Genomic DNA, 17,578 nt, shown 5'->3' with positions numbered 1-17,578 from the left:
TCCGGTGGTATCTCGCGTTGGCGGGATCTGGCGGCAATGGAGGCCCGTCGTTTGACGCCGACGGGGGCGTGGTGATGTCTCGGGACCCGGTTCAGGCGAAGGGAAGGTTTTCCTTCACGTTCTTGATGTCGGCGTCGGAAACAAGCGTGGCCTTGCCCAGATTCCGCTTGCGTTTGCGGTTCTTGTTCTGGAGCAAGTGGCGCTTGCCCTGCTTCCGGCGCAGGACCTTCCCGGTGCCGGTCACCTTGAAGCGCTTGGCGACAGCCTTGCGGGTCTTTGCTTTTCCTGCGGTTCGAGCCATGGGGCGGCGAAACTAGGACTCAGGGCCGGGTTGGCAAGGCAAAAGTGGGTGGAAACGAGGGAAAACCGTGGTGGCGGGTCCTCCCGGTCGTCGCCTTTCCCGGTGCTGGCCCGGCCGCGGGCGCAAGAGCGGCTTCCGCAGTCGGCAGGTTCCCCGCAATCGCTGATAGATGCGGGACCCGCAGGCGTAGCCTCTGGTGATGAACTCGCGCGTGGAGTGGGTGATATGGCCGGGACGGAATTCCTTCCCTGGACTCGTGGTGCTGGCGATCACCCTCGGCCTCCTTGCGGGCCCTTCCCTTGCGGATCAGGCGGGTGAACGGATCGCCCTTTTCAACGGCAAGGACCTCACCGGCTGGGAGGGCGCTCCGGGCTGGTGGACGGTCGAGGACGGGGCGCTGACCTCGGAGAGCACCGTGGAAAAGCCCTGCAAGAAGGCCAATTATCTCGTCTGGACCGGGGGACAGCCCGCGGATTTCCAACTCGACCTGGATTTCAAGCTGAGCGGGCAGGGCAACTCGGGAATCCAGATCCGCTCCGAAAGGCGGCCGAACTTCGACATGTTCGGTTACCAGGCGGACATGACGGGTGAGGGGAAGCTGATCGGTTACATCTACCACCACAAGCACGGGCTGGTCGCCGAGCGGGGCCAGCGGGTCACCCTGGATGCCGGGGGCGAGCGGCACGTCGAGGCCCTGGACAAGCCCGCACACCTTCTCAGGCACTACAAGGCGGGCGAATGGAATCACTACCGCATCCTCTGCCGGGGCGGTGAAATCACCGTCTGGCTCAACGGCGTGGAGATGTGCCACATCGCCGACCAGGGTTCCGCCACGGCCGCGAAAAGCGGGTGGATCGGACTTCAGATGCATCCGGGTCCGCCCATGAAGGTGCAGTTCAAGAACCTCCACCTGACGTCGTTGAACGCCACGCCGGCACCCTGAACCAAACCATTCGATCCTATGACATCCACTCGTCGAGACTTCATGAAGCGGGCCGCCACGCTCACCGGCGTCTCCGCGTTTGCTCCCTCGATCGCCCTCGGCGGGAAACGCCGCGTCGGCCCCAATGACCAGATCACGGTGGCCGGGATCGGCCTCGGCCCCCGGGGTCGCAAGGTGCTCGAACCCTTTCTCGACCATCCGGCGGTGCGTTTCGTCGCCATCGCCGATGTTCAGGAGTCCCGGCGCGAGATCATCCGCAGGACGGTGAACCGGCATTATGGAAACGAGGAATGCCGCTCCTTCATCGACATGGGCGAGATCTTCGGGCGGGACGACATCGATGCGGTGATCATCGCGACCTCGGATCGTTGGCACGGCACCGCCTCGATTCTCGCCGCACAGGCCGGCAAGGACATCTACTGCGAGAAGCCCTGCACGATGAGCATCGAGGAATGCCGCCAGCTCGACGAGGCGGTCCTCAAGCACGGGCGGATCTACCAGGGTGGCATGCAGCGCCGCAACGTCGACAATTTCCAGCTCGCTGCCGAGCTCGCGCGCTCAGGCAAACTCGGCAAGCTGCACACCCTGCATGCGGGCATCTGGCTGCCGGTGCCGGTGAAGCCCGACCTTCCGGGTCAACCGGAACCGGACCCCGCGGTGATCGACTGGAACCGCTGGCTCGGCCCGGCGCCCGACCGACCCTACAACGAGGCGTATGTCCGCGGCCGGTGGCGGCACCACGCCGGGCTTTCCGCCGGGTGGGGCCTGCACGACTGGGCCTCCCACACGGTGAACATGTGCCAGTGGGCGATCGACGCCGACGACACGGCGCCGGTCGAGTACTGGACCGAAGACGACAGGCTTTGCGCGCGCTACGCCAACGGGGTCAACCTGGTGATGCGGCTGGCGGGTTTCGGGAAGGAAGGCGACTGGCTGGGACTTGGATCCTGCCCGGTGCGTTTCGAGGGCGACAAGGGATGGGTCGAGGCCGGCGACAACAGCGAGATCGCCTTCAGCGACCCCTCGATCCACGATGGTGACATGCCGGCCGAGATGTATGGCATCGACCCGGCCAAGCATGTCCGGGAGTTCATCGACTCCATCAAGTCGAGGCGCCCGACCGCTTGCAACTCCACCGTGGTGCGCCATACCGAGGTCGCCTGCCATGCGTCGGCGATCAGCTGGAAACTCGACCGCCGGCTGAAGTTCGATCCCGTCAAGGAGACCTTCACCGGCGACGACGAGGCGAACGCGCTGTGCTCCTACGAGCGGCGGGCGCCGTTTACGATCTGAGGTGCCGCGGAAGACTTTGGCTCCTAGAGTGCCGGTTTCATAACCGGCGCTCCTTCAGCAGACCGGGCACTGGTTGATCTGGGCGAAGAAGTCGTTGCCCTTGTCGTCGACCAGGATGAAGGCGGGGAAATTCTCCACCGTGATCTTCCACACCGCCTCCATGCCGATTTCCGGGAACTCGACGACCTCCTGGCTGCGGATGTGCTCCTTGGCCAGCAGCGCGGCGGGTCCTCCGGCCGAGCCGAGGTAGAAGCCGCCGTGCTTCTTGCAGGCATCGGTGACCTGCTGCGAGCGGTTGCCCTTGGCCAGCATCACCATCGATCCGCCGTGGCTTTGGAAGAGATCGACGTAGGGGTCCATGCGTCCCGCCGTGGTCGGACCGAAGGAGCCGGAGGGCATGCCTTCCGGGGTCTTGGCCGGGCCGGCGTAGTAGACCGGGTGCTGCTTGAAATACTCGGGCAGCTCGCCGGTTTCATCGAGCCGCTCCTTGAGCTTCGCGTGGGCGATGTCGCGGGCGACGATGATGGTGCCGCTGAGCGATACCGCGGTGGTGACCGGATACTTGCTCAGGGTGGCGAGGGTCTTCTCCATGCCCTCGTCGAGGTTGATCTCGACGCCGGAGAACTTCCAGTTCCGGTACTCGTCCGGGATGTACTGGCCCGGGTTCTTCTCAAGCTTCTCGAGGAAGATGCCGTCCTTGGTGATCTTCGCCTTGGCCTGGCGGTCGGCCGAGCAGGAGACGCCGATGCCGACCGGGCAGGAGGCACCATGGCGGGGCAGGCGAATCACGCGCACATCGAGCGCGAAATACTTGCCGCCGAACTGCGCGCCAATCCCGACCTCGCGGGCGATGGCCAGGAACTCCTTTTCCAGTTCGAGGTCACGGAAGGCACGACCGTGCTCGTTGCCGGTGGTCGGAAGCTCGTCGTAGTAGCGCGTCGAGGCCATCTTGACGGTCTTGAGGCAGGTCTCCGCCGAGGTGCCACCGATGACGAAGGCGAGGTGGTAGGGCGGGCAGGCGGCGGTGCCGAGCGAGCGCATCTTTTCGATGGCGAACTCGCGGAGCCGCTTCGGGTTCAGCAGGGCCTTGGTTTCCTGGTAGAGGAAGGTCTTGTTGGCCGAGCCGCCGCCCTTGCTGACGAAGAGGAACTTGTAGGCATCGCCCTCGGTCGCATAGAGGTCGATCTGGGCGGGAAGGTTGGTCTTGGTGTTGGTCTCCTCGAACATCGAGAGGGGGGCCGTCTGCGAGTAGCGGAGATTCTCCTCGGTGTAGGTTTTGTGGATGCCCTTCGACAACCATTCGGCGTCGTCGCAACCGGTCCAGACCTGCTGGCCCTTCTTGCCGATCACGGTCGCGGTGCCGGTGTCCTGGCAGTTCGGGAGGATGCCGTTGGCGGCGATCTCAGCATTCTTCAGCAGCATTGCGGCGACCATGCGGTCGTTGTCGGTCGCCTCGGGGTCGTCGAGGATCGCGGCGACCTGCTTCAGATGACTGGGGCGCAGCATGAAATTGATCGCCTTGAACGCCTCGTTGGAGAGGAGGGCGAGGGCCTCGGGCTGGATCTTGAGCATCGGCTTCCCGTCAAACTCGCCGACGGAGACATGCTCGGAGCTGATCTTCTCGTACTCCGTGGTGTCGGGGCCGAGCGGGAAGGGGTCCTGATAGTGGAACGGCTTTTCGGACATGCGGGGACTCTACGGAGAGCCCGCCGCAGGTCCAGCGCATCGGAGGAAACGCGTGGAAGCGGATAGAATCGGAGCGACGAAAAGCCCGCCGTCCATGCGGGAGGGCGGGCTGCAATAGAGAGAGAAGGGACTTTCGACCTTGGACCTTCAGACCTTTGGACCTCCGTCCCTCCGAGTCGTCTCCCCTCGGAAACCCGCTTAAGCAAGCGGCATTCGGGCTAGCGACGGCGCCGCAGAAGAAGCACACCACCCAGCAGCCCGAGCAGGGCGACGGATGGTTCAGGTATGACCCCGGTGGTGATCCACAGGCGGTCCTGCTCGCCGGTGGCATCGGCATAGTAGTAGGTCAGGCCGCCCTGATCGGTCCAGGTGCCGCTGCGCACGTTTGCGAGGTAGGTTTCGGCGAGGCTCACGGCGTCGGCGGTCACGCCGCTGTAGCCGCTGGCGAAATCGACGATGGAAAGATCGCCAGGGAATGCTCCGAGGTCGTCGAGCGATAAGTTCGAGGTGATGACCGGATCCTCCACGATCTCCCAGTAGGCGATCTGGATGGCGACTCCGACGACATCGGGGTCCTGGACGAGCGTGTCGCGGGCCAGAACAAACTCCGAGATGGCATTCGAAAACAGGGCACGGGCGGCGCTTTCCTGACTGCCGGTCAGCGGTCCGAAGCCCTCGCTCACTGAGTAGGTCGACGAGCCTGTCGGCCCGACGAACATCTCGGCGCAGATGTCAAAGACCTCGACCTCGCTGAGGTCGGACAAGGTCAGCGTGGTCTCCTTGAAGTCGGGAGTGACGTCGTAGGTTGGCGAACCGCTCTTCTGGGCAACATCGTTGAAGGTGATGTTTCCCGTGGTGTAGACACCCTCGGTTCGATACGTGTTCGGGCCGTAGGGAAAGGTCTGGTCGGCCGAAAAGGTCTGGCCGAACGAGGGCAGCAAGAGGCCGGTGCCAATGGCGCTGACGAACAGGATGAGTCTGGGGGACATGTAAGGAAGAGGGTGGAATTCCGTCACGTCGTGGGTGCGACGCCCGTCGTCGTTGTGAATAACTTGATTTTCCGGGGCCGACAAGGAATTAATCGAGGGCTTTCCGGGTTCCAAACCAGGCCGGATGGCGGAGAATTCCCGTGATGAAACGGCCGACGCAGCAGGCACACGAGATCGTGAGCGGGGTGGTGAAGGAGGGCGAGACCGGGGTCGACGCGACGGCGGGAAATGGTCACGACTCCTTGTTTCTCGCCGGTTTGGTCGGGGAGTCGGGCAGGGTGGTGGCGTTCGACGTGCAGGAGGCGGCGATTGAATCGACGCGGCGGCGCTTGGAGGATGCGGGGGTGGCGGGGTGCATCGACCTGTGGTGCGAGTCCCATATCCGGATGGCCGAGAGGGTGGAGCCGGGCGTGGGTGCGGTGATGTTCAACCTCGGATACCTGCCGGGCGGGGATCATGCGCGGATCACCCGGACCGATGAAACGCTTCGGGCGTTGGAGGTCGCGGTCGGTCTGCTGCGGACGAGTGGCATCCTGACGGTGGTGTGCTATCCCGGGCATCCCGGTGGAGACGAGGAAGCGGCGGCGGTGAAGGCTTGGGTCGAAGCGCGTGGTGGCCAGGTGTTTCCGCAGGCCCGGAAGGGCGCGCCCTTCCTGGTGGTGTGGGAGCGCCGATTGTGAAATCGGCATCCGCATGAGGAGCGGTTGAGGCACCTCGAGACGGGAGGTCGATGTTGAGGCGGATCGAGAGCGGGTGATCTGGCGTGCCGATTTCATAATCGGCGCTCCTTTGGCTCTTGGCGCTGCACCTGATCGGCGAGACGAATGAGTTTCACCGGGTCGCTTTTTCCGTCAGCATGAACATCATGAAGCTCGCCATCCTGATCCTGCTCGGCATCGGCACCGTCGTGCTTGCGAACGGCGGTGGTTATCGTCGCGGAGGCGTCGAGGCCATGGGGGATGTCGCGGGCTTCGAGCCGGAAAACACGGAGAAGGTGCGGATCGTCGACGAACTGCTGCGGTTCGAGTGCCACGAGAGCTTCGCGGATGTCGAGGTGCGCTACCTGATGAAGAACCTGACCGGCCGCGCGGTGACGGTGCGTTTCGGGTTTCCGGTGGAGGAGAGCTACGACGCCGGGACCGATCCCGGTGGCTCGCCAGCGATGAAGCGACCGGAGGGGCGCGAGGATCTCCTTTACTGCGAGAACTACCGGATCGAGGCCGCGGGCCGGGCGGTGAAGGCGAGGTGGGAGCCCGAGCCGAAGCCGAAGCGCAACCCGGACGTGCACGAGGACTGGGATGTGACGCGCTTCGACAACATCAAGGGCTGGCTCGTTTCCGAGGTGAAGTTCGCGGGGGACGAGGAGAAACCGGTGCGGATCTCGTTCCGCAGCCGGCTGCCGCGGACGGAGACGGGAGTGAGCGACGACGGCCACGTGGAGGCGGTCGTATTTCCCTACCGGCTCTCGACCGCGGCGGTGTGGGGCGGGACGATCGCCCGCGGTCGCATCGAGTTGGTGCCGGTGGACATCGATCCCGCCGACCTGCGGGTGATCAAGCCGGTGAACCGGTTCCGCCGCGAGGGGGCGAAGTGGGTGTGGGAGTTTCAAAACCTCGAGCCGACGCTCGACGACGACCTCTCGATCGAGGTCCAGCCCGAGGAATACAGCTACGGGCGGTCGCTTGGTGATTGGGATGATCCGACCAGCCATGTGAGTTACCGATCCCGGGCGGGGAAATGGTCGATGAGCCATGCAAATTACGAGGTCCGTGCGAGTTCGACGCTGGCGGATGACGGCGACATTTCCTACTCGCCCGCCAAGGTGAGGGAGTGGGAGGGTGCGTGGAGCGAGGGGGTCGAGGGGAACGGCGCGGGCGAGTGGCTGGAGCTTACGCCGAACGTGCCGAAACCGTTGAAGGCGATCGAGATCGTGCCGGGATACGACAAGAGCGACGACCTCTTCGCCGCGAACGCGCGCCCGAAGCGGGTGGAGGTGCTGCTCAACGGTGAGCATCGCTTCGAGGCGGAGATCGAGGATGCGAAAGGGGCGCAAAGCATCCGGGTTCGGGGCTATGACAAGCCGGTGAAGACCGTCAGACTGACCTTCAAGGAGGTTCATCCGGGCTCGCGCTTCGACGACCTGTGCGTGAGTGGAGTGCGGTTGGAGGTGGCGCTCGAGCGGAAGCCGGAGATCACGCCGCAGCGGTGAGAGCTGTCGGGGTGCTGCTGCTGCTGGGAGTCATGACCGGGACGGTCATGCCGCGGGAAGCTCTTCCCGTGTTTCTGGCTGACAACCACGCGGAGAATTTCGGCTGGATCTCGCGGACCTTTGATCTCGATGCGGAGCACGTGCTGGTGCTGACCGATGCGCATTCGGATGCATCGGCGGTCGAGCGTTCCGGGGAGATCCGCGAGCGGCTGCGGAGGGTGGCGAGCGAGGACGAGCGGGCGGAGAGGATTGAGGCCTGGCGGTCGGGCGGAAGAATCCAGGCCTACAACTGGATCGAGCCGCTGATGCCGCGGCCCTTCGGGCAGGTGCTGTGGGTGGCGCCGGGCGGCGACCTGCGTGCGATGCTGGCGGATGCGCGGCGGGCTTGCGACGGGCGCCTCGAGGTCGAGCCGCGGTCGGCCGGCACGCTGGGAGAGCGGTGGCGGGTCACTGACCTCGCTGCCATGGAGTCATGGAAGCCCGGGATGAGGCCGGTGGTGTGGAGTCTCGATCTCGACTTTTTCGCGGAGATGGACGCAATGGAAGCTGCGGCGTCCTTCGAGCGGATGTGGGTGGCGGCGATGGATTGGCCGGGGCTGTGTGGAGTGGGGGTCTCGGTTTCCCGGCCATGGCTGGAAAGCGACGCGCAGGCCGACCGGTTGGTGGCGATGTTGCTGTCCGCCGTTTCGCGGACGCGGGGGGCGGTGCTGGAGATCGACGCCTCGATCGACGACCGGCCTGATGACTCGCTCCACTCCCGCCGGGGCAGTGTGAAACGGTGGGACCTCGCCGCGGCCTCGCCGGAGGTGAAGGGTTGGATCGGGCGGCTCGGATCTCGGTGCGGGGTGCTTGACCGGGTTCGTCGCCACGCGTTCCCGGCGCTGCCGGTGCGGCTGGAGGTCGAGGGTTTGGAGACCGATCTCGACGGCGTCTGGCGGATCCCGCCGGACCTCGTGCCGGTGTTGCGGTTGCGGGGGGCGGAGGGCAGCGGACGGGTGCGCTGGCGCGAGTTGAGGCCGGCGCGCAAGGCCTACGACCTGCTCCCCGAAACCGGCCTTGGCAAGGGGTTCTCGGGAGGTGCCGGACGGTGGATTTACGAGCGCCCGGTGCCGCTGGCCACCACGGAGGACTTTGCGCTGTCCTGGAAGCCATGGCTGGCCAGCAAGTCTCGGATCCGGATCGAGGCGTCGTATGAGAAGGACGGACACTGGCTGCCGGCGGGCGTGATCGAGATGCGATTTCAGCATGGTGCCGGGTTCCGTGGGGCGTTGTCGGAAACGATGGGCATGCCCTATGTCTTCGGCATCGCCGGGGTGGAGGAGGATGATCTGACAGGCGTGGAATCCGGTTGGGGTGCGGATTGTTCCAACGTGCTGGTGCATGCTTGGCGTCGCTGCGGGGTGCCGATGGAGTGGGGCGATCCCGGCCGATTGCGGCGGCAGTTGGTCGAGTGGTCGGGCCGTTTGGCACCGGAGGCGATCGAGCGGGGAGTGATGATCGACTTCGGGAGTCACGTCGCGGCCTTGTTCGAGGACCGGGAGCCTTGGGGATGGATCGGCCCGGAGGACCGGGTGTTCCATCATCTCGGGGGTTGGGCGGAGATCACCACCGTTGCAGCACTGCAGGAGGGCCGGCCGCCGTTCCGGGTTTGGGTGCTTCCGGAGCGGGAGGAGGTCGTCGTGAGGGTCGCTGGAGATGTGGTGCCGGTCGGGGATGTCGCGGCAGTGGCGGGATTTGAAAAGGGAGGGGCCGACCTGTTTGTCGCGAATCTGGAGGGCGTGCCGACCCGTTTGCCGGCCGTCGGCGCGGCGCGCCACGATTTTCGTTTTCCACCGGAGCGGCTGGGCTGGTTGCGGGAGCGGGGAGTGGACGCGGTTTCGCTGGCGAACAACCATGCTGGCGACGCGGGGTCGGAGGGCCTCGTCGACGGACTGGCGGAGCTTCGCAAGGCGGGCATCGGGGTGTTTGGTGCGGGCCGGGACGCTGCGGAGGCTTGCCGTCCCTGGGTGTCTGAAGGTGTTGCGTGTTTCGGGGTTTCGCTCGTGCCGTCGATGGCGGCGGGCGACGGACCGGGGGTGGCGGCCGTTCCCCGGCACGCCCGCCTGATCGAGCACGAAATCGCGGCGGCGCGGGCACGGGGCGAGTCGGTCGTGGTCCTCGTGCATGGTGGCGACGAGTACCGCCGGGAGGTCAACGACGATCAGCGCCGTTGGGCGCGCTGGTTGGTCGCGCGCGGGGCGCGGCTGTTGGCTGGATCGGGTCCGCATGTGGTGCAGCGCGAGGAAGCTCACGGCGGCGCGGTGGTCGTGCACTCGCTTGGCAACGCGGTCTTCCCCAAGAAGCTGAAAGGTGCCGACGGAGGCAGGATTGGAGAGTGGACCGTCCCCGGCACGCCCCGAACCCCCGAGTGAGCCCACGGAGTGAGCCACGGAATGCCCCATCGGGGTGCGGATGGATTGCTGCTAATTTTTTAGCAGCAATGGTTGTGGGCTGAGGGTGGAGCGCCGGTTGTGAAACCGGCATGTCAAGGAAGGGTGCCGTGGGTGCCGTGGGTGCCGTGGGTGCCGGGGGGGCAACTGGAAGTGGCGGGCAGCGGCAGGTGGCCGGGTCTTTCAGGCCCGGCATCACGAATGTCGATCCGGGCCACGGGCCTGGAAGGCCCGGCCACAGTCCGCCGCATGCCGATTACGCCGACTCGCTCCGCCCACCATTTTCAGTTGCACCCTGCCGGGGGTGCCGTTTGGACGTGAGGTCGGGTTTTGAGGGGTATCAGGAGCCGATGAGCATGCGTGCCGGTTTCAGCACCGGCGCTCCTTGCTTCCCTTGCCGGGGGGAATGCTTAGAAACGCCCGGTGACGAAGTGGTGCGGATGGTTTGCAGCGGCGTTCCCGCTTTGGATCGTGCTGGGTTGCGCGTGGGCGTGGATCCAGCCGGAGGCGTGGACGTGGTTTGCTCCGTGGATCCGCCCGGGCCTCGGGTTGATCATGCTGGGCATGGGGCTGACCCTGCGCGTGGCGGACTTCGCGGCGGTGGCGAGGCAGCCGAAGGCGGTGTTTGCCGGCGTGGCCGCGCAATTCGTGATCATGCCGGTCAGTGGCTGGCTGGTGGCGAAAACCTTCGCCCTGCAGCCGCAGCTGACACTGGGCTTGATCCTGGTGGCCTGCTGTCCGGGTGGAACCGCGAGCAACGTGATCTGCTATCTGGCCCGGGCGAACGTGGCGCTCAGCGTCCTGATGACGATGTGCTCGACCTTCGCCGCCGTCGTACTGACGCCCCTCTTGACCAAGTTGCTGGCGGGAAAGGTTCTGCCTGTGGATGCCCTCGAGCTTTTCAAGTCGATGCTGGTGATCGTGCTGCTGCCCTTGGTGGCGGGGATCGCGGTGAATTCAGGCGTCGGCAGGCTCAAGCGGGCCGAGGTGGTCCGAAAAGGAGTGGATGCCATCGGCCCGGTGATCAGCGTGCTGGTGATCGTCCTGATCGTCGGCTGCATCGTCGCGCTGAAGCGTGATTTGATCGCCGCCGCGGGGGTGCCGCTGTTTGTAGCGGTCTTCGCGCTGCACGCGCTGGGGTTTGGCGTGGGCTATGCGGTGATGGGGATGATGGGGCGGGACGTGGGGATGCGCCGCACCGCCTCGATCGAGGTCGGGATGCAGAACAGCGGTCTTGGTGCGGCCCTGGCGACCAAGCATTTCGCCGAGTTCGCCCTGGCACCGGTGCCGGCGGCAATCTCCGCGGTGTATCACTGCATCATCGGCAGTGTGCTGGCGGCGTGGTGGCGGAGAAAGCCGCCGGCGGGAATGCCGTGACTGCCGAAAAACGGCCGGTCCCGGTTGGGGCCAGCCGTTTGAGGAAAGAAGTAAGTGCGACTCAGTAAACCTCGCCTTCGTGGAAGAAGCGCCGGATCTCGGCGGTGGCGGTTTCCGGGCCGTCGGAGGCGTGGCAGACGTTGCGCATCTTGGCGTCGCCGCCCTTGTCGCCGAAATCACCGCGGATGGTGCCGGCGGCGGCTTCCTTGGAGTCGGTCGGCCCGAGCAGGTCGCGGACCTTGGAAATCACGTCTTCGCCTTCCAGCACCATGGCAATCACCGGAGTCTCCTGCATGAACGAACGGACGTCCGGGAAGAAGGGCTTGTCGGCGATGTGGGCGTAGTGCTCGGCGAGGATTTCGTCGCTGAGGGACATCATCTTGAGGGCGCGGATCTTGAAGCCTTCCTTCTCGAAGCGGGAAAGCACGGTTCCGACGATGTTCTTGGCGACGGCGTCGGGCTTGAAAAGAATGAGGGTGGTCTCGGTGGCCATGCGCGGGGAGGTAGGGTGGGGGAGACCCGTAGGCAAGACTTTTGAGGCACCGGGCTCCTCAGAGCGATCCGCCGATCTCGTGGGCAAGCCGGGCGAGAAGCCGGGAGTGGGCGGCGGCAAGGGCGTCGTAGCCGTCGGTCTCGAGCGGTTCGGTACCCGACCAACTCCTGCTGGCCGTCATGCGGCGGTCGGGGAGCGAGTAAACGCGCCATGCCGCCTCGAGGAAGGCATCGCCATCGGCCGTGCCGTGCATCTGGCGGATGTCGATGCTGATCTGCCGGGTCAGGTCGCCGTCGTCGGACCATGGATAGGTGCGGACGTTGCCGGTGCCGAGTCGTCTTCCGAGATTGGCGGCGAGGACGGACGCGACATTGTCCTCGAGGTCGCCGGCCCAGCGGTGGGACTCGGCGACGGCCAGGCGGTTGCCGCTTTCCTGGAAGACGAGATTCGGACGGTCGATGTAGGCGGCGACCGCCACCGGGCCGACGCCGATCCCGCGCCCGCCGCCGGAAGGGGCCGGGCCCTCGGGGGTGAGGAGATAGTAGGACTTGGAAGGCGCGCAGGAAGTGATCGATCCGGCTGCCAGAACGAGCAGGCAGGAATTTCCAATGACCAGGCACCAATGCCAAAACGAAGGCGGTCGGCGTGTCGTGGCAAGGGGTGCGGAGGATCTCATTTCGGCATTCGGCATTGGAGCATTTGGCATTGGCGAGGAGCGTCAGCGACGGGCCTTGGGAATCGGATCACCCGACGATTCGCGCCCGAAGAGCAGCGAGTTGGGTTTCTCGTCGATGGTGTTCGAAAGGGTCTCGAAGGCCCGCAGGGCGGACCGGAGTTCGTCAAGGGTCCGGCGCAGATCGCCCTGGACGGGGCCGCCCGGTCCGAGGGATTCGATGGAGGTCTGAAGTTCCGCGAGGGTCTTGTTGAGGTTCTCGGGGATCTCGCGGGTGGAGTCGTCGGCGATGAACCCGCGCACCTCGGCGAGGGTGTTCTCCAGCTCGGTCATGGTGTTGCGCGACTCGGCCAGGGTCAGCGCCGTTTCGTCCGCGGCCTCCTGGAAGCTTGCGAGGGACTCCTCGAGCGGCAGTTTCTCGATCTTCGCCAGGATGGCGTTCACCCGGACCTCCAACTGCGCGAGGCCGGAGGATATCGTGGGGATTACCTGGTATTCGCCCCGCTGACCGACCGTCGCCGGGGGGGCATCGGGGAAGATATCGAGATCGATGTAGAGAGCCCCGGTGATCAGCGACGCGGTGGCAAGACGGGCGCGGAGGCCGGCCTCGACCGCGCCGGCAAGGTCGATTTCATCGTTCCTGCCGAGCGCCGATGCCCGCCGAAAGGCATTGGAGTCGAGTTCGATGATCACCGGAATCCGCCGGTCGCCGGGTTGCACTTCGTCGAGGGAGATGTCGACCACGCGGCCCAGCGGGATCCCGCGAAACTCGACCGGGGCATCGGCGCGAAGGCCGCGCACCGACTGGGCGAAGAGCAGCAGCAGACGAAGATCCGCCTCGAAGGTCGAGAGGGCCGCCTCTTCATCCCGGTGCAGGGCGAAGGACATGTCGTTCTCCGCGGGGGGCGCATCGAGGAATTTCGACGGGGTCGAAAAGGAGGCGCCGCCCGTGACCAGCGATTGCACGGTGGGCGTGCGGAACTTGAAGCCCTCGGTCCCGGCACTCACCTCGATGCCGCTGTTGTTCCAGAAGCGGCTGCTGGAGCGCACCAGGCTGGCGTATTCCTTTTCGATGAAGATGTCGAAGCGGACCCCGTCGGCCTCGGCATCGAGGGTGGTTCGCTCGACCCGTCCGACCTCGTAGCCTCGGTGGTAGATCGGTGCCCCGACGCTGAGCGAGCCGGCGTCTTCGGCGACCAGGGAAAGCCGCAGCCCGGGGACGTTGGCCGGCGTGACGGGGGGCTCCTCGAGACCGGCGAAGTAGTCCGTCCGCGGACCGGACTCGGCCGGGTCGAGTTCGATGTAGGCACCCGTGATCAGGGTGCCGAGGCCGGAGACGGCGCTGGTCGAGACCCGCGGGCGGACGACCCAGAAGCGGCTGTCCCGCTTGAGCAGATCCTCGTAATCGGAGTCGATGCGCAGTTCCACCCGCACGCCGTCGAGATCGTCGGAGAGCCGGACATTCTCGACGATGCCGACTTTCACCGAGCGACAGCGGACCTCGGTCTTGCCGGTGGAGATGCCTTCCGCCGTCTCGAAGAACACCGTGGCCAGCGGTCCGCGGGCGGTGCGATCCTGCCACACCAGCCATGAGGCGAGGCCAAGGGCCACCAGCGGCACCAGCCACACGGAGCTGATGCGGCGCCTCGGTCGCACCTTGGGTTTCGGGGTTTCGTCGCTCATGAGGTCCGGCGTTGGCGATCCCAGAGCAGGCGGGGATCGAATGACATCGCGGCAAGCATGGTGAGAATGACGACCGAGGCGAAGGATAAAGCCGCGGGACCCGGGGTGATCGTCATCAGCGTGCCGAGCCGGACGAGGCAGACGAGGATGGCGACGACGAACACGTCGATCATCGACCAGCGGCCGACGATTTCGGTGACGTGGTAGGTGAGGGCGAGGCGGTGGCCGGTGCCGCCGACCTTGCCGGTGGCGGCGAGACACAGCCAGGCCAGGGCCACGATCTTCAGGACCGGAATGATGACACTGGCGGTGAAGATGATGATTGCCACGGGGTAGGAGCCCATTTCCCAGAAGGTGATCACGCCGGAAATGATGGTGCCGCCGTCCTCGCTGCCGATGCCCGACACGTTCATGACCGGAAGCGACATGGCCGGAACGTAGAGGGCGATCGAGGCCAGCAGGAGGGCCACGGTCCGGGCGAGGCTGTTCGGCTTGCGCAGGTGGAGTTTGGCACCGCAGCGGCGGCAGTGGTGATCCGTGGCGGGACTCAGCCGACCGCAGGTGTGGCAGGAGGCGAGGCCCTGGTCGGCCGCGAAGGAAGGCGTGCTCATCGGGCGTTGGCGAGTTCGAGACGGTCCCACAATTCCCGCCGGTCGATGCCGCCGGTGGCACCGGCGATCGAGACCACGACCGCGACCAGTGCCGCGAGGCCGATGTGGAACTGGATCTCGGCGACATCCCCGAGTTTCATCAGCGAGACGATGAACCCGAGCAGGAAGACCTCCAGCATCGACCACGGTTCGGAAGCCTGCAGGGCCCGGGCGACCTGCTTGGCGCCGGGGAGCGCGCGGCCGATCATCAGCGGTCCGCAGAGGTAGAGCAGTGCCGTGGTGAGAAGCAGCGGGGCGATCACCGTGAAGATCAGGCAGAGGCATGCCAGCAGCGGGGCATCATCCGCGGCCAGGGCTTCGACGCAGCCGATCAGAGTCAACTCGTTGCGGTTGCCCGCGGCGCTCATCGAGAGAAAGGGGAAGCTGTGCGCCATTCCCATGAAGATCAGGGCCGCGATGGAGAAACCGGTGGCGCGGGAGAGGGAGTTGGGGCGGTTCTGGTAGAGGAGTTCGCCGCAATGGACACAGAAGGCGGCCTCGCCCTCGCGAAGTCGCGGCGCCGATTGGACGGCGTCGCAGAACTCGCACGCCACCTTTTCGTCCCGCTGCAGGCGCGGCCAGGGAAGTCCGGGGTGATGTTGGATCAGGCGCATGGTCCTCAGAGCGGGCGGGCGTAGGTATCGCAGCGGTTGTGCCAGCCGGCGCGCCAGCGTGACTCGCCGCGTGCCGGGGGCGAGTTGGCGATGCGGCGGTCGAGGGCACGCTTGGCCGAGGCGGCGAATTCCCGGGCGGCGGCTTGCCCGGAAGGCACGTTCTTCATCCCTCGCAGCACCTGGAGCAGCCCCCAGCCCTGGCCGTTGTAGCGCTCGGTGGCCTTGGTGCCGTCGCCCTTGAAGTTGACGTAGTCGATCAGCGCATAGGTGCCGTTCGCCGTGCTCGCGACCTTGTGGTAGTTGTCGCGGATCCGGTTCCGGTCGGAGGCCGGCGCGGCGTCGAGGATCTTCGGCAGCGCGGCCTGCGAGCGGGCGATGATGAAGTCGGTCTGCAGCGTCACGCGATTGGCCAGCCACTGGCGGAGTTCCGTGATGGGCGGGCTGTTGAACTGGGCCTGGAAGGCCGCCTTGTTGGGCCAGGGGGCGTCCGGGTTGGTGCCGATGGCGGGCACCGTGGCCCCGCGCGAGCGGGCGTAGCTGACGAAGCTCGGCCAGCTTTCCTCCCAGCGGCCCTGGAAGTCGGCCGGATACCAGATGAAGTGGCCGATGCCGAGCGAGGGGAATTCCTCGCCGTCATTCCAGGTGGTCAGTCCGTTGATGGTTCCGCCGCATTCGTTCTGCCAGATTTTCCGTCCGATCTTGTTCTTCTCGGCGGCGCTCAGGTTTCCACCCACGCCCGACGGTGAATCGGCGGCCGGGGCGGACGGGCCGCAGGAGGTCACGGCGAGGGCGGAGAAAAGGAGCAGGGCGGGTAAACCGAGAGCTTGCATCCCCCAGCCCTACCCTCAGGCTCGGCCCGTCGCAAGTCGGACCATGAGCAAGATCGATTGGGAAAGAGTCTTCAGTTTCTCGGCAATGGACGCGGTGAAGCTGGTCGTCACGGCGCTGGTGATCCTTTTCGTGACCAAGATCCAGGTCGTCAGCGACCGGCTTTCGGCCCTCCTGATAGCCCTTCCGCTCACCTCGCTGATCGCGATGGTGTGGATGCAGGCCGGCAAGCAGGGCAGCGAGCGCATCGCCAACCACGCGGAAGGCACCTTCTGGTTCGTGCTGCCGACCCTGCCGATGTTCCTGATCCTGCCGTGGATGCTTCGGGCGGGCTGGGGTTTCTGGCCGGCGCTCGGGCTGAACTGCCTGATCACCGTCGGCTGCTTCTGGCTGACCGTGGTGGTTCTGCGTCAGTTTGGGATCGACCTGATGCCGAAATAGCCATTTTTTCTTTCGAAGTCGCCAGTTTCGGCTTGTCAAACAGATGTTTTCGTGTTCTGTCGCGCCTCCCGGTCGTGGAGGGCCGGAAGGTCCGGCATGTCTCGCGAAAACATCATTCCTTTCGAGCAGCCGACGACTTCTACCCGGTTTGCAGGCACACCCATGAAAAGCGATCTTGTCGAAAAGGCTTCCGAAATCATCACCGATCCCCTGGTTCTCATCAACATGGTTTCCAAGCGGGTCCGCCAGTTGAACAGCGGCCGGTCCCCCCTGATCCCGACGGTGCCCAGCATGGGTGCGGCCGATATCGCGCTTCAGGAGATCATCGAGGGCAAGATCAAGCTGTCCGGCGAGGCGGCGAACATGTGATCGACGCGTTTCGCGTCCAGCGCCCGTCGGGGCATCGCCGGCGATGAGCAACGAGATCGCCAACAACCGCAAGGCACGCCGGGACTATCACATCGGCGAGACCTTTGAGGCGGGCATCGAGCTGAAGGGCACCGAGGTCAAGTCGGTGCGCGCCGGTAAGATCAACATCTCCGACGCCTTCGCGCGGATCGAGAACGGCCAGATCTTCCTCTACGGCTGCCACATCCAGCCGTGGGAAACGGCCGGGGCCTTTTTCCAGCATGAAGCCCGGCGCTCGCGTCGCCTGCTGCTGCACAAGTCCGAAATCAACAAGCTCGAGCACGAACTGGAGGCCAAGGGCTCGACCCTCCCGTGCCTCCGGATGTACTGGAAGAACCGCCGGGTGAAGGTCGAGATTGGGGTCGGCAAGGGCAAGAGCCACCGCGATCAGCGGCACGACCTCAAGAAGAAGGTCGAACTCCGCGAGGCCCAGCGCGAGGTGGCGCGTTTCAACCGGCAGTAGAAAGGCTCGCGTCACTCAGATGGTCGGAGGGGCGGGCACCGATTGTGGAAAACTTCGCCTCCCTTGCTTGGCCTTGAGCCGCGAGTCACGCGAAGCTT

The 17,578-nt window shown here is 65.6% G+C and carries 18 protein-coding genes; 9 read left to right on the top strand and 9 right to left on the bottom strand.

From position 1 onward, the window contains the following. Positions 1 to 91 precede the first annotated feature (91 nt). Positions 92 to 301, bottom strand: coding sequence for a 50S ribosomal protein L35 (gene rpmI, locus ACG2LG_RS06745; protein WP_396257489.1), 210 nt, complete (start codon positions 299 to 301; stop codon positions 92 to 94). A gap of 199 nt (positions 302 to 500) precedes the next feature. On the opposite strand from rpmI, the gene ACG2LG_RS06740 reads away from it, so the two are divergent. Together ACG2LG_RS06740 and ACG2LG_RS06735 are read left to right on the top strand one after the other, a co-directional pair. Then, positions 501 to 1,244: a DUF1080 domain-containing protein gene (locus ACG2LG_RS06740; protein ID WP_396257487.1), complete on the top strand. Its 744-nt coding sequence runs from the start codon at positions 501 to 503 to the stop codon at positions 1,242 to 1,244. A gap of 42 nt (positions 1,245 to 1,286) precedes the next feature. Then, a complete protein-coding gene (locus ACG2LG_RS06735; protein ID WP_396257485.1) occupies positions 1,287 to 2,537 on the top strand; it encodes a Gfo/Idh/MocA family protein in 1,251 nt (416 codons plus the stop codon). 54 nt (positions 2,538 to 2,591) lie between these two features. Here ACG2LG_RS06735 and ACG2LG_RS06730 read toward each other — a convergent pair whose 3' ends face one another. Next, the gene (locus ACG2LG_RS06730) at positions 2,592 to 4,223 is read right to left on the bottom strand and encodes a fumarate hydratase (RefSeq protein WP_396257483.1); all 1,632 of its coding nucleotides are present in this window, start codon (positions 4,221 to 4,223) and stop codon (positions 2,592 to 2,594) included. Positions 4,224 to 4,441: 218 nt separating this feature from the next. Next, complete coding sequence (locus ACG2LG_RS06725; RefSeq protein ID WP_396257481.1) at positions 4,442 to 5,212, bottom strand: hypothetical protein; 771 nt, start codon at positions 5,210 to 5,212, stop codon at positions 4,442 to 4,444. A 143-nt stretch (positions 5,213 to 5,355) separates the two neighbouring features. Here ACG2LG_RS06725 and ACG2LG_RS06720 point away from each other — a divergent pair, with 143 nt between their 5' ends. From ACG2LG_RS06720 to ACG2LG_RS06705, 4 genes are all read left to right on the top strand, one after another. Then, positions 5,356 to 5,892 (top strand): class I SAM-dependent methyltransferase, encoded by a 537-nt coding sequence (locus tag ACG2LG_RS06720; protein ID WP_396257479.1) that lies wholly within the window; start codon positions 5,356 to 5,358, stop codon positions 5,890 to 5,892. A gap of 185 nt (positions 5,893 to 6,077) precedes the next feature. Then, positions 6,078 to 7,421, top strand: coding sequence for an NADase-type glycan-binding domain-containing protein (locus tag ACG2LG_RS06715; protein WP_396257477.1), 1,344 nt, complete (start codon positions 6,078 to 6,080; stop codon positions 7,419 to 7,421). Then, positions 7,418 to 9,832 carry a CapA family protein gene (locus ACG2LG_RS06710; RefSeq protein WP_396257475.1) on the top strand — a complete coding sequence of 805 codons (2,415 nt, stop codon included), beginning with the start codon at positions 7,418 to 7,420 and terminating at the stop codon, positions 9,830 to 9,832. The genes ACG2LG_RS06715 and ACG2LG_RS06710 overlap by 4 nt, the downstream gene beginning before the upstream one ends. A 441-nt stretch (positions 9,833 to 10,273) precedes the next feature. Beyond that, on the top strand, positions 10,274 to 11,227 hold the full coding sequence (locus ACG2LG_RS06705) for a bile acid:sodium symporter family protein (RefSeq protein ID WP_396257473.1): 954 nt from the start codon (positions 10,274 to 10,276) through the stop codon (positions 11,225 to 11,227). Between the two features lie 61 nt (positions 11,228 to 11,288). Here the strand turns inward: ACG2LG_RS06705 and ndk are convergent, their stop codons facing one another. Genes ndk through ACG2LG_RS06675 form a run of 6 tightly spaced genes read right to left on the bottom strand, consistent with a single transcriptional unit; the run spans position 11,289 to position 16,170 of the window. Then, entirely contained in the window at positions 11,289 to 11,720 is a 432-nt protein-coding gene (gene ndk, locus ACG2LG_RS06700) for a nucleoside-diphosphate kinase (protein WP_396257471.1), read from the bottom strand. Between the two features lie 58 nt (positions 11,721 to 11,778). Next, entirely contained in the window at positions 11,779 to 12,396 is a 618-nt protein-coding gene (locus ACG2LG_RS06695) for a membrane integrity-associated transporter subunit PqiC (protein WP_396257469.1), read from the bottom strand. Between the two features lie 42 nt (positions 12,397 to 12,438). Continuing rightward, complete coding sequence (locus ACG2LG_RS06690) at positions 12,439 to 14,076, bottom strand: intermembrane transport protein PqiB (RefSeq protein ID WP_396257467.1); 1,638 nt, start codon at positions 14,074 to 14,076, stop codon at positions 12,439 to 12,441. Further along, the gene (locus ACG2LG_RS06685) at positions 14,073 to 14,687 is read right to left on the bottom strand and encodes a paraquat-inducible protein A (protein ID WP_396257465.1); all 615 of its coding nucleotides are present in this window, start codon (positions 14,685 to 14,687) and stop codon (positions 14,073 to 14,075) included. The genes ACG2LG_RS06690 and ACG2LG_RS06685 overlap by 4 nt, the downstream gene beginning before the upstream one ends. Next, positions 14,684 to 15,340, bottom strand: coding sequence for a paraquat-inducible protein A (locus ACG2LG_RS06680; RefSeq protein WP_396257463.1), 657 nt, complete (start codon positions 15,338 to 15,340; stop codon positions 14,684 to 14,686). Before ACG2LG_RS06680 ends, ACG2LG_RS06685 begins: the two co-directional genes overlap by 4 nt. A 5-nt stretch (positions 15,341 to 15,345) precedes the next feature. Next, entirely contained in the window at positions 15,346 to 16,170 is an 825-nt protein-coding gene (locus ACG2LG_RS06675; RefSeq protein WP_396257461.1) for a hypothetical protein, read from the bottom strand. Positions 16,171 to 16,213: 43 nt separating this feature from the next. Here ACG2LG_RS06675 and ACG2LG_RS06670 point away from each other — a divergent pair, with 43 nt between their 5' ends. The 3 genes from ACG2LG_RS06670 to smpB all read left to right on the top strand — a co-directional run bounded on the left by ACG2LG_RS06670 (position 16,214) and on the right by smpB (position 17,480). After that, a complete protein-coding gene (locus ACG2LG_RS06670; RefSeq protein WP_396257459.1) occupies positions 16,214 to 16,609 on the top strand; it encodes a DUF3147 family protein in 396 nt (131 codons plus the stop codon). A 162-nt stretch (positions 16,610 to 16,771) separates the two neighbouring features. Continuing rightward, positions 16,772 to 16,978 carry a DNA-directed RNA polymerase subunit omega gene (locus ACG2LG_RS06665; protein ID WP_396257458.1) on the top strand — a complete coding sequence of 69 codons (207 nt, stop codon included), beginning with the start codon at positions 16,772 to 16,774 and terminating at the stop codon, positions 16,976 to 16,978. 43 nt (positions 16,979 to 17,021) lie between these two features. Next, positions 17,022 to 17,480 carry an SsrA-binding protein SmpB gene (smpB, locus tag ACG2LG_RS06660; RefSeq protein WP_396257457.1) on the top strand — a complete coding sequence of 153 codons (459 nt, stop codon included), beginning with the start codon at positions 17,022 to 17,024 and terminating at the stop codon, positions 17,478 to 17,480. Positions 17,481 to 17,578 lie beyond the last annotated feature (98 nt).

The sequence above is a fragment of the Haloferula sp. A504 genome (genome assembly GCF_044385805.1).
GTDB lineage: Bacteria > Verrucomicrobiota > Verrucomicrobiia > Verrucomicrobiales > Akkermansiaceae > Haloferula.
The sequence above is the reverse complement of the archived record's forward strand: the minus strand, read 5'-3'. Positions and strand labels throughout refer to the sequence as shown.

Coding starts and splice junctions, on each gene's coding strand:
- ACG2LG_RS06670 (WP_396257459.1), top strand. CDS start 16,214: ATGAGCAAGATCGATTGGGAAAGAGTCTTCAGTTTCTCGGCAATGGAC.
- ACG2LG_RS06720 (WP_396257479.1), top strand. CDS start 5,356: ATGAAACGGCCGACGCAGCAGGCACACGAGATCGTGAGCGGGGTGGTG.
- ACG2LG_RS06685 (WP_396257465.1), bottom strand. CDS start 14,687: ATGAGCACGCCTTCCTTCGCGGCCGACCAGGGCCTCGCCTCCTGCCAC.
- ACG2LG_RS06695 (WP_396257469.1), bottom strand. CDS start 12,396: ATGAGATCCTCCGCACCCCTTGCCACGACACGCCGACCGCCTTCGTTT.
- smpB (WP_396257457.1), top strand. CDS start 17,022: ATGAGCAACGAGATCGCCAACAACCGCAAGGCACGCCGGGACTATCAC.
- ACG2LG_RS06680 (WP_396257463.1), bottom strand. CDS start 15,340: ATGCGCCTGATCCAACATCACCCCGGACTTCCCTGGCCGCGCCTGCAG.
- ndk (WP_396257471.1), bottom strand. CDS start 11,720: ATGGCCACCGAGACCACCCTCATTCTTTTCAAGCCCGACGCCGTCGCC.
- ACG2LG_RS06675 (WP_396257461.1), bottom strand. CDS start 16,170: ATGCAAGCTCTCGGTTTACCCGCCCTGCTCCTTTTCTCCGCCCTCGCC.
- ACG2LG_RS06690 (WP_396257467.1), bottom strand. CDS start 14,076: ATGAGCGACGAAACCCCGAAACCCAAGGTGCGACCGAGGCGCCGCATC.
- ACG2LG_RS06665 (WP_396257458.1), top strand. CDS start 16,772: ATGAAAAGCGATCTTGTCGAAAAGGCTTCCGAAATCATCACCGATCCC.
- ACG2LG_RS06730 (WP_396257483.1), bottom strand. CDS start 4,223: ATGTCCGAAAAGCCGTTCCACTATCAGGACCCCTTCCCGCTCGGCCCC.
- ACG2LG_RS06735 (WP_396257485.1), top strand. CDS start 1,287: ATGAAGCGGGCCGCCACGCTCACCGGCGTCTCCGCGTTTGCTCCCTCG.
- rpmI (WP_396257489.1), bottom strand. CDS start 301: ATGGCTCGAACCGCAGGAAAAGCAAAGACCCGCAAGGCTGTCGCCAAG.
- ACG2LG_RS06715 (WP_396257477.1), top strand. CDS start 6,078: ATGAAGCTCGCCATCCTGATCCTGCTCGGCATCGGCACCGTCGTGCTT.
- ACG2LG_RS06740 (WP_396257487.1), top strand. CDS start 501: ATGAACTCGCGCGTGGAGTGGGTGATATGGCCGGGACGGAATTCCTTC.
- ACG2LG_RS06725 (WP_396257481.1), bottom strand. CDS start 5,212: ATGTCCCCCAGACTCATCCTGTTCGTCAGCGCCATTGGCACCGGCCTC.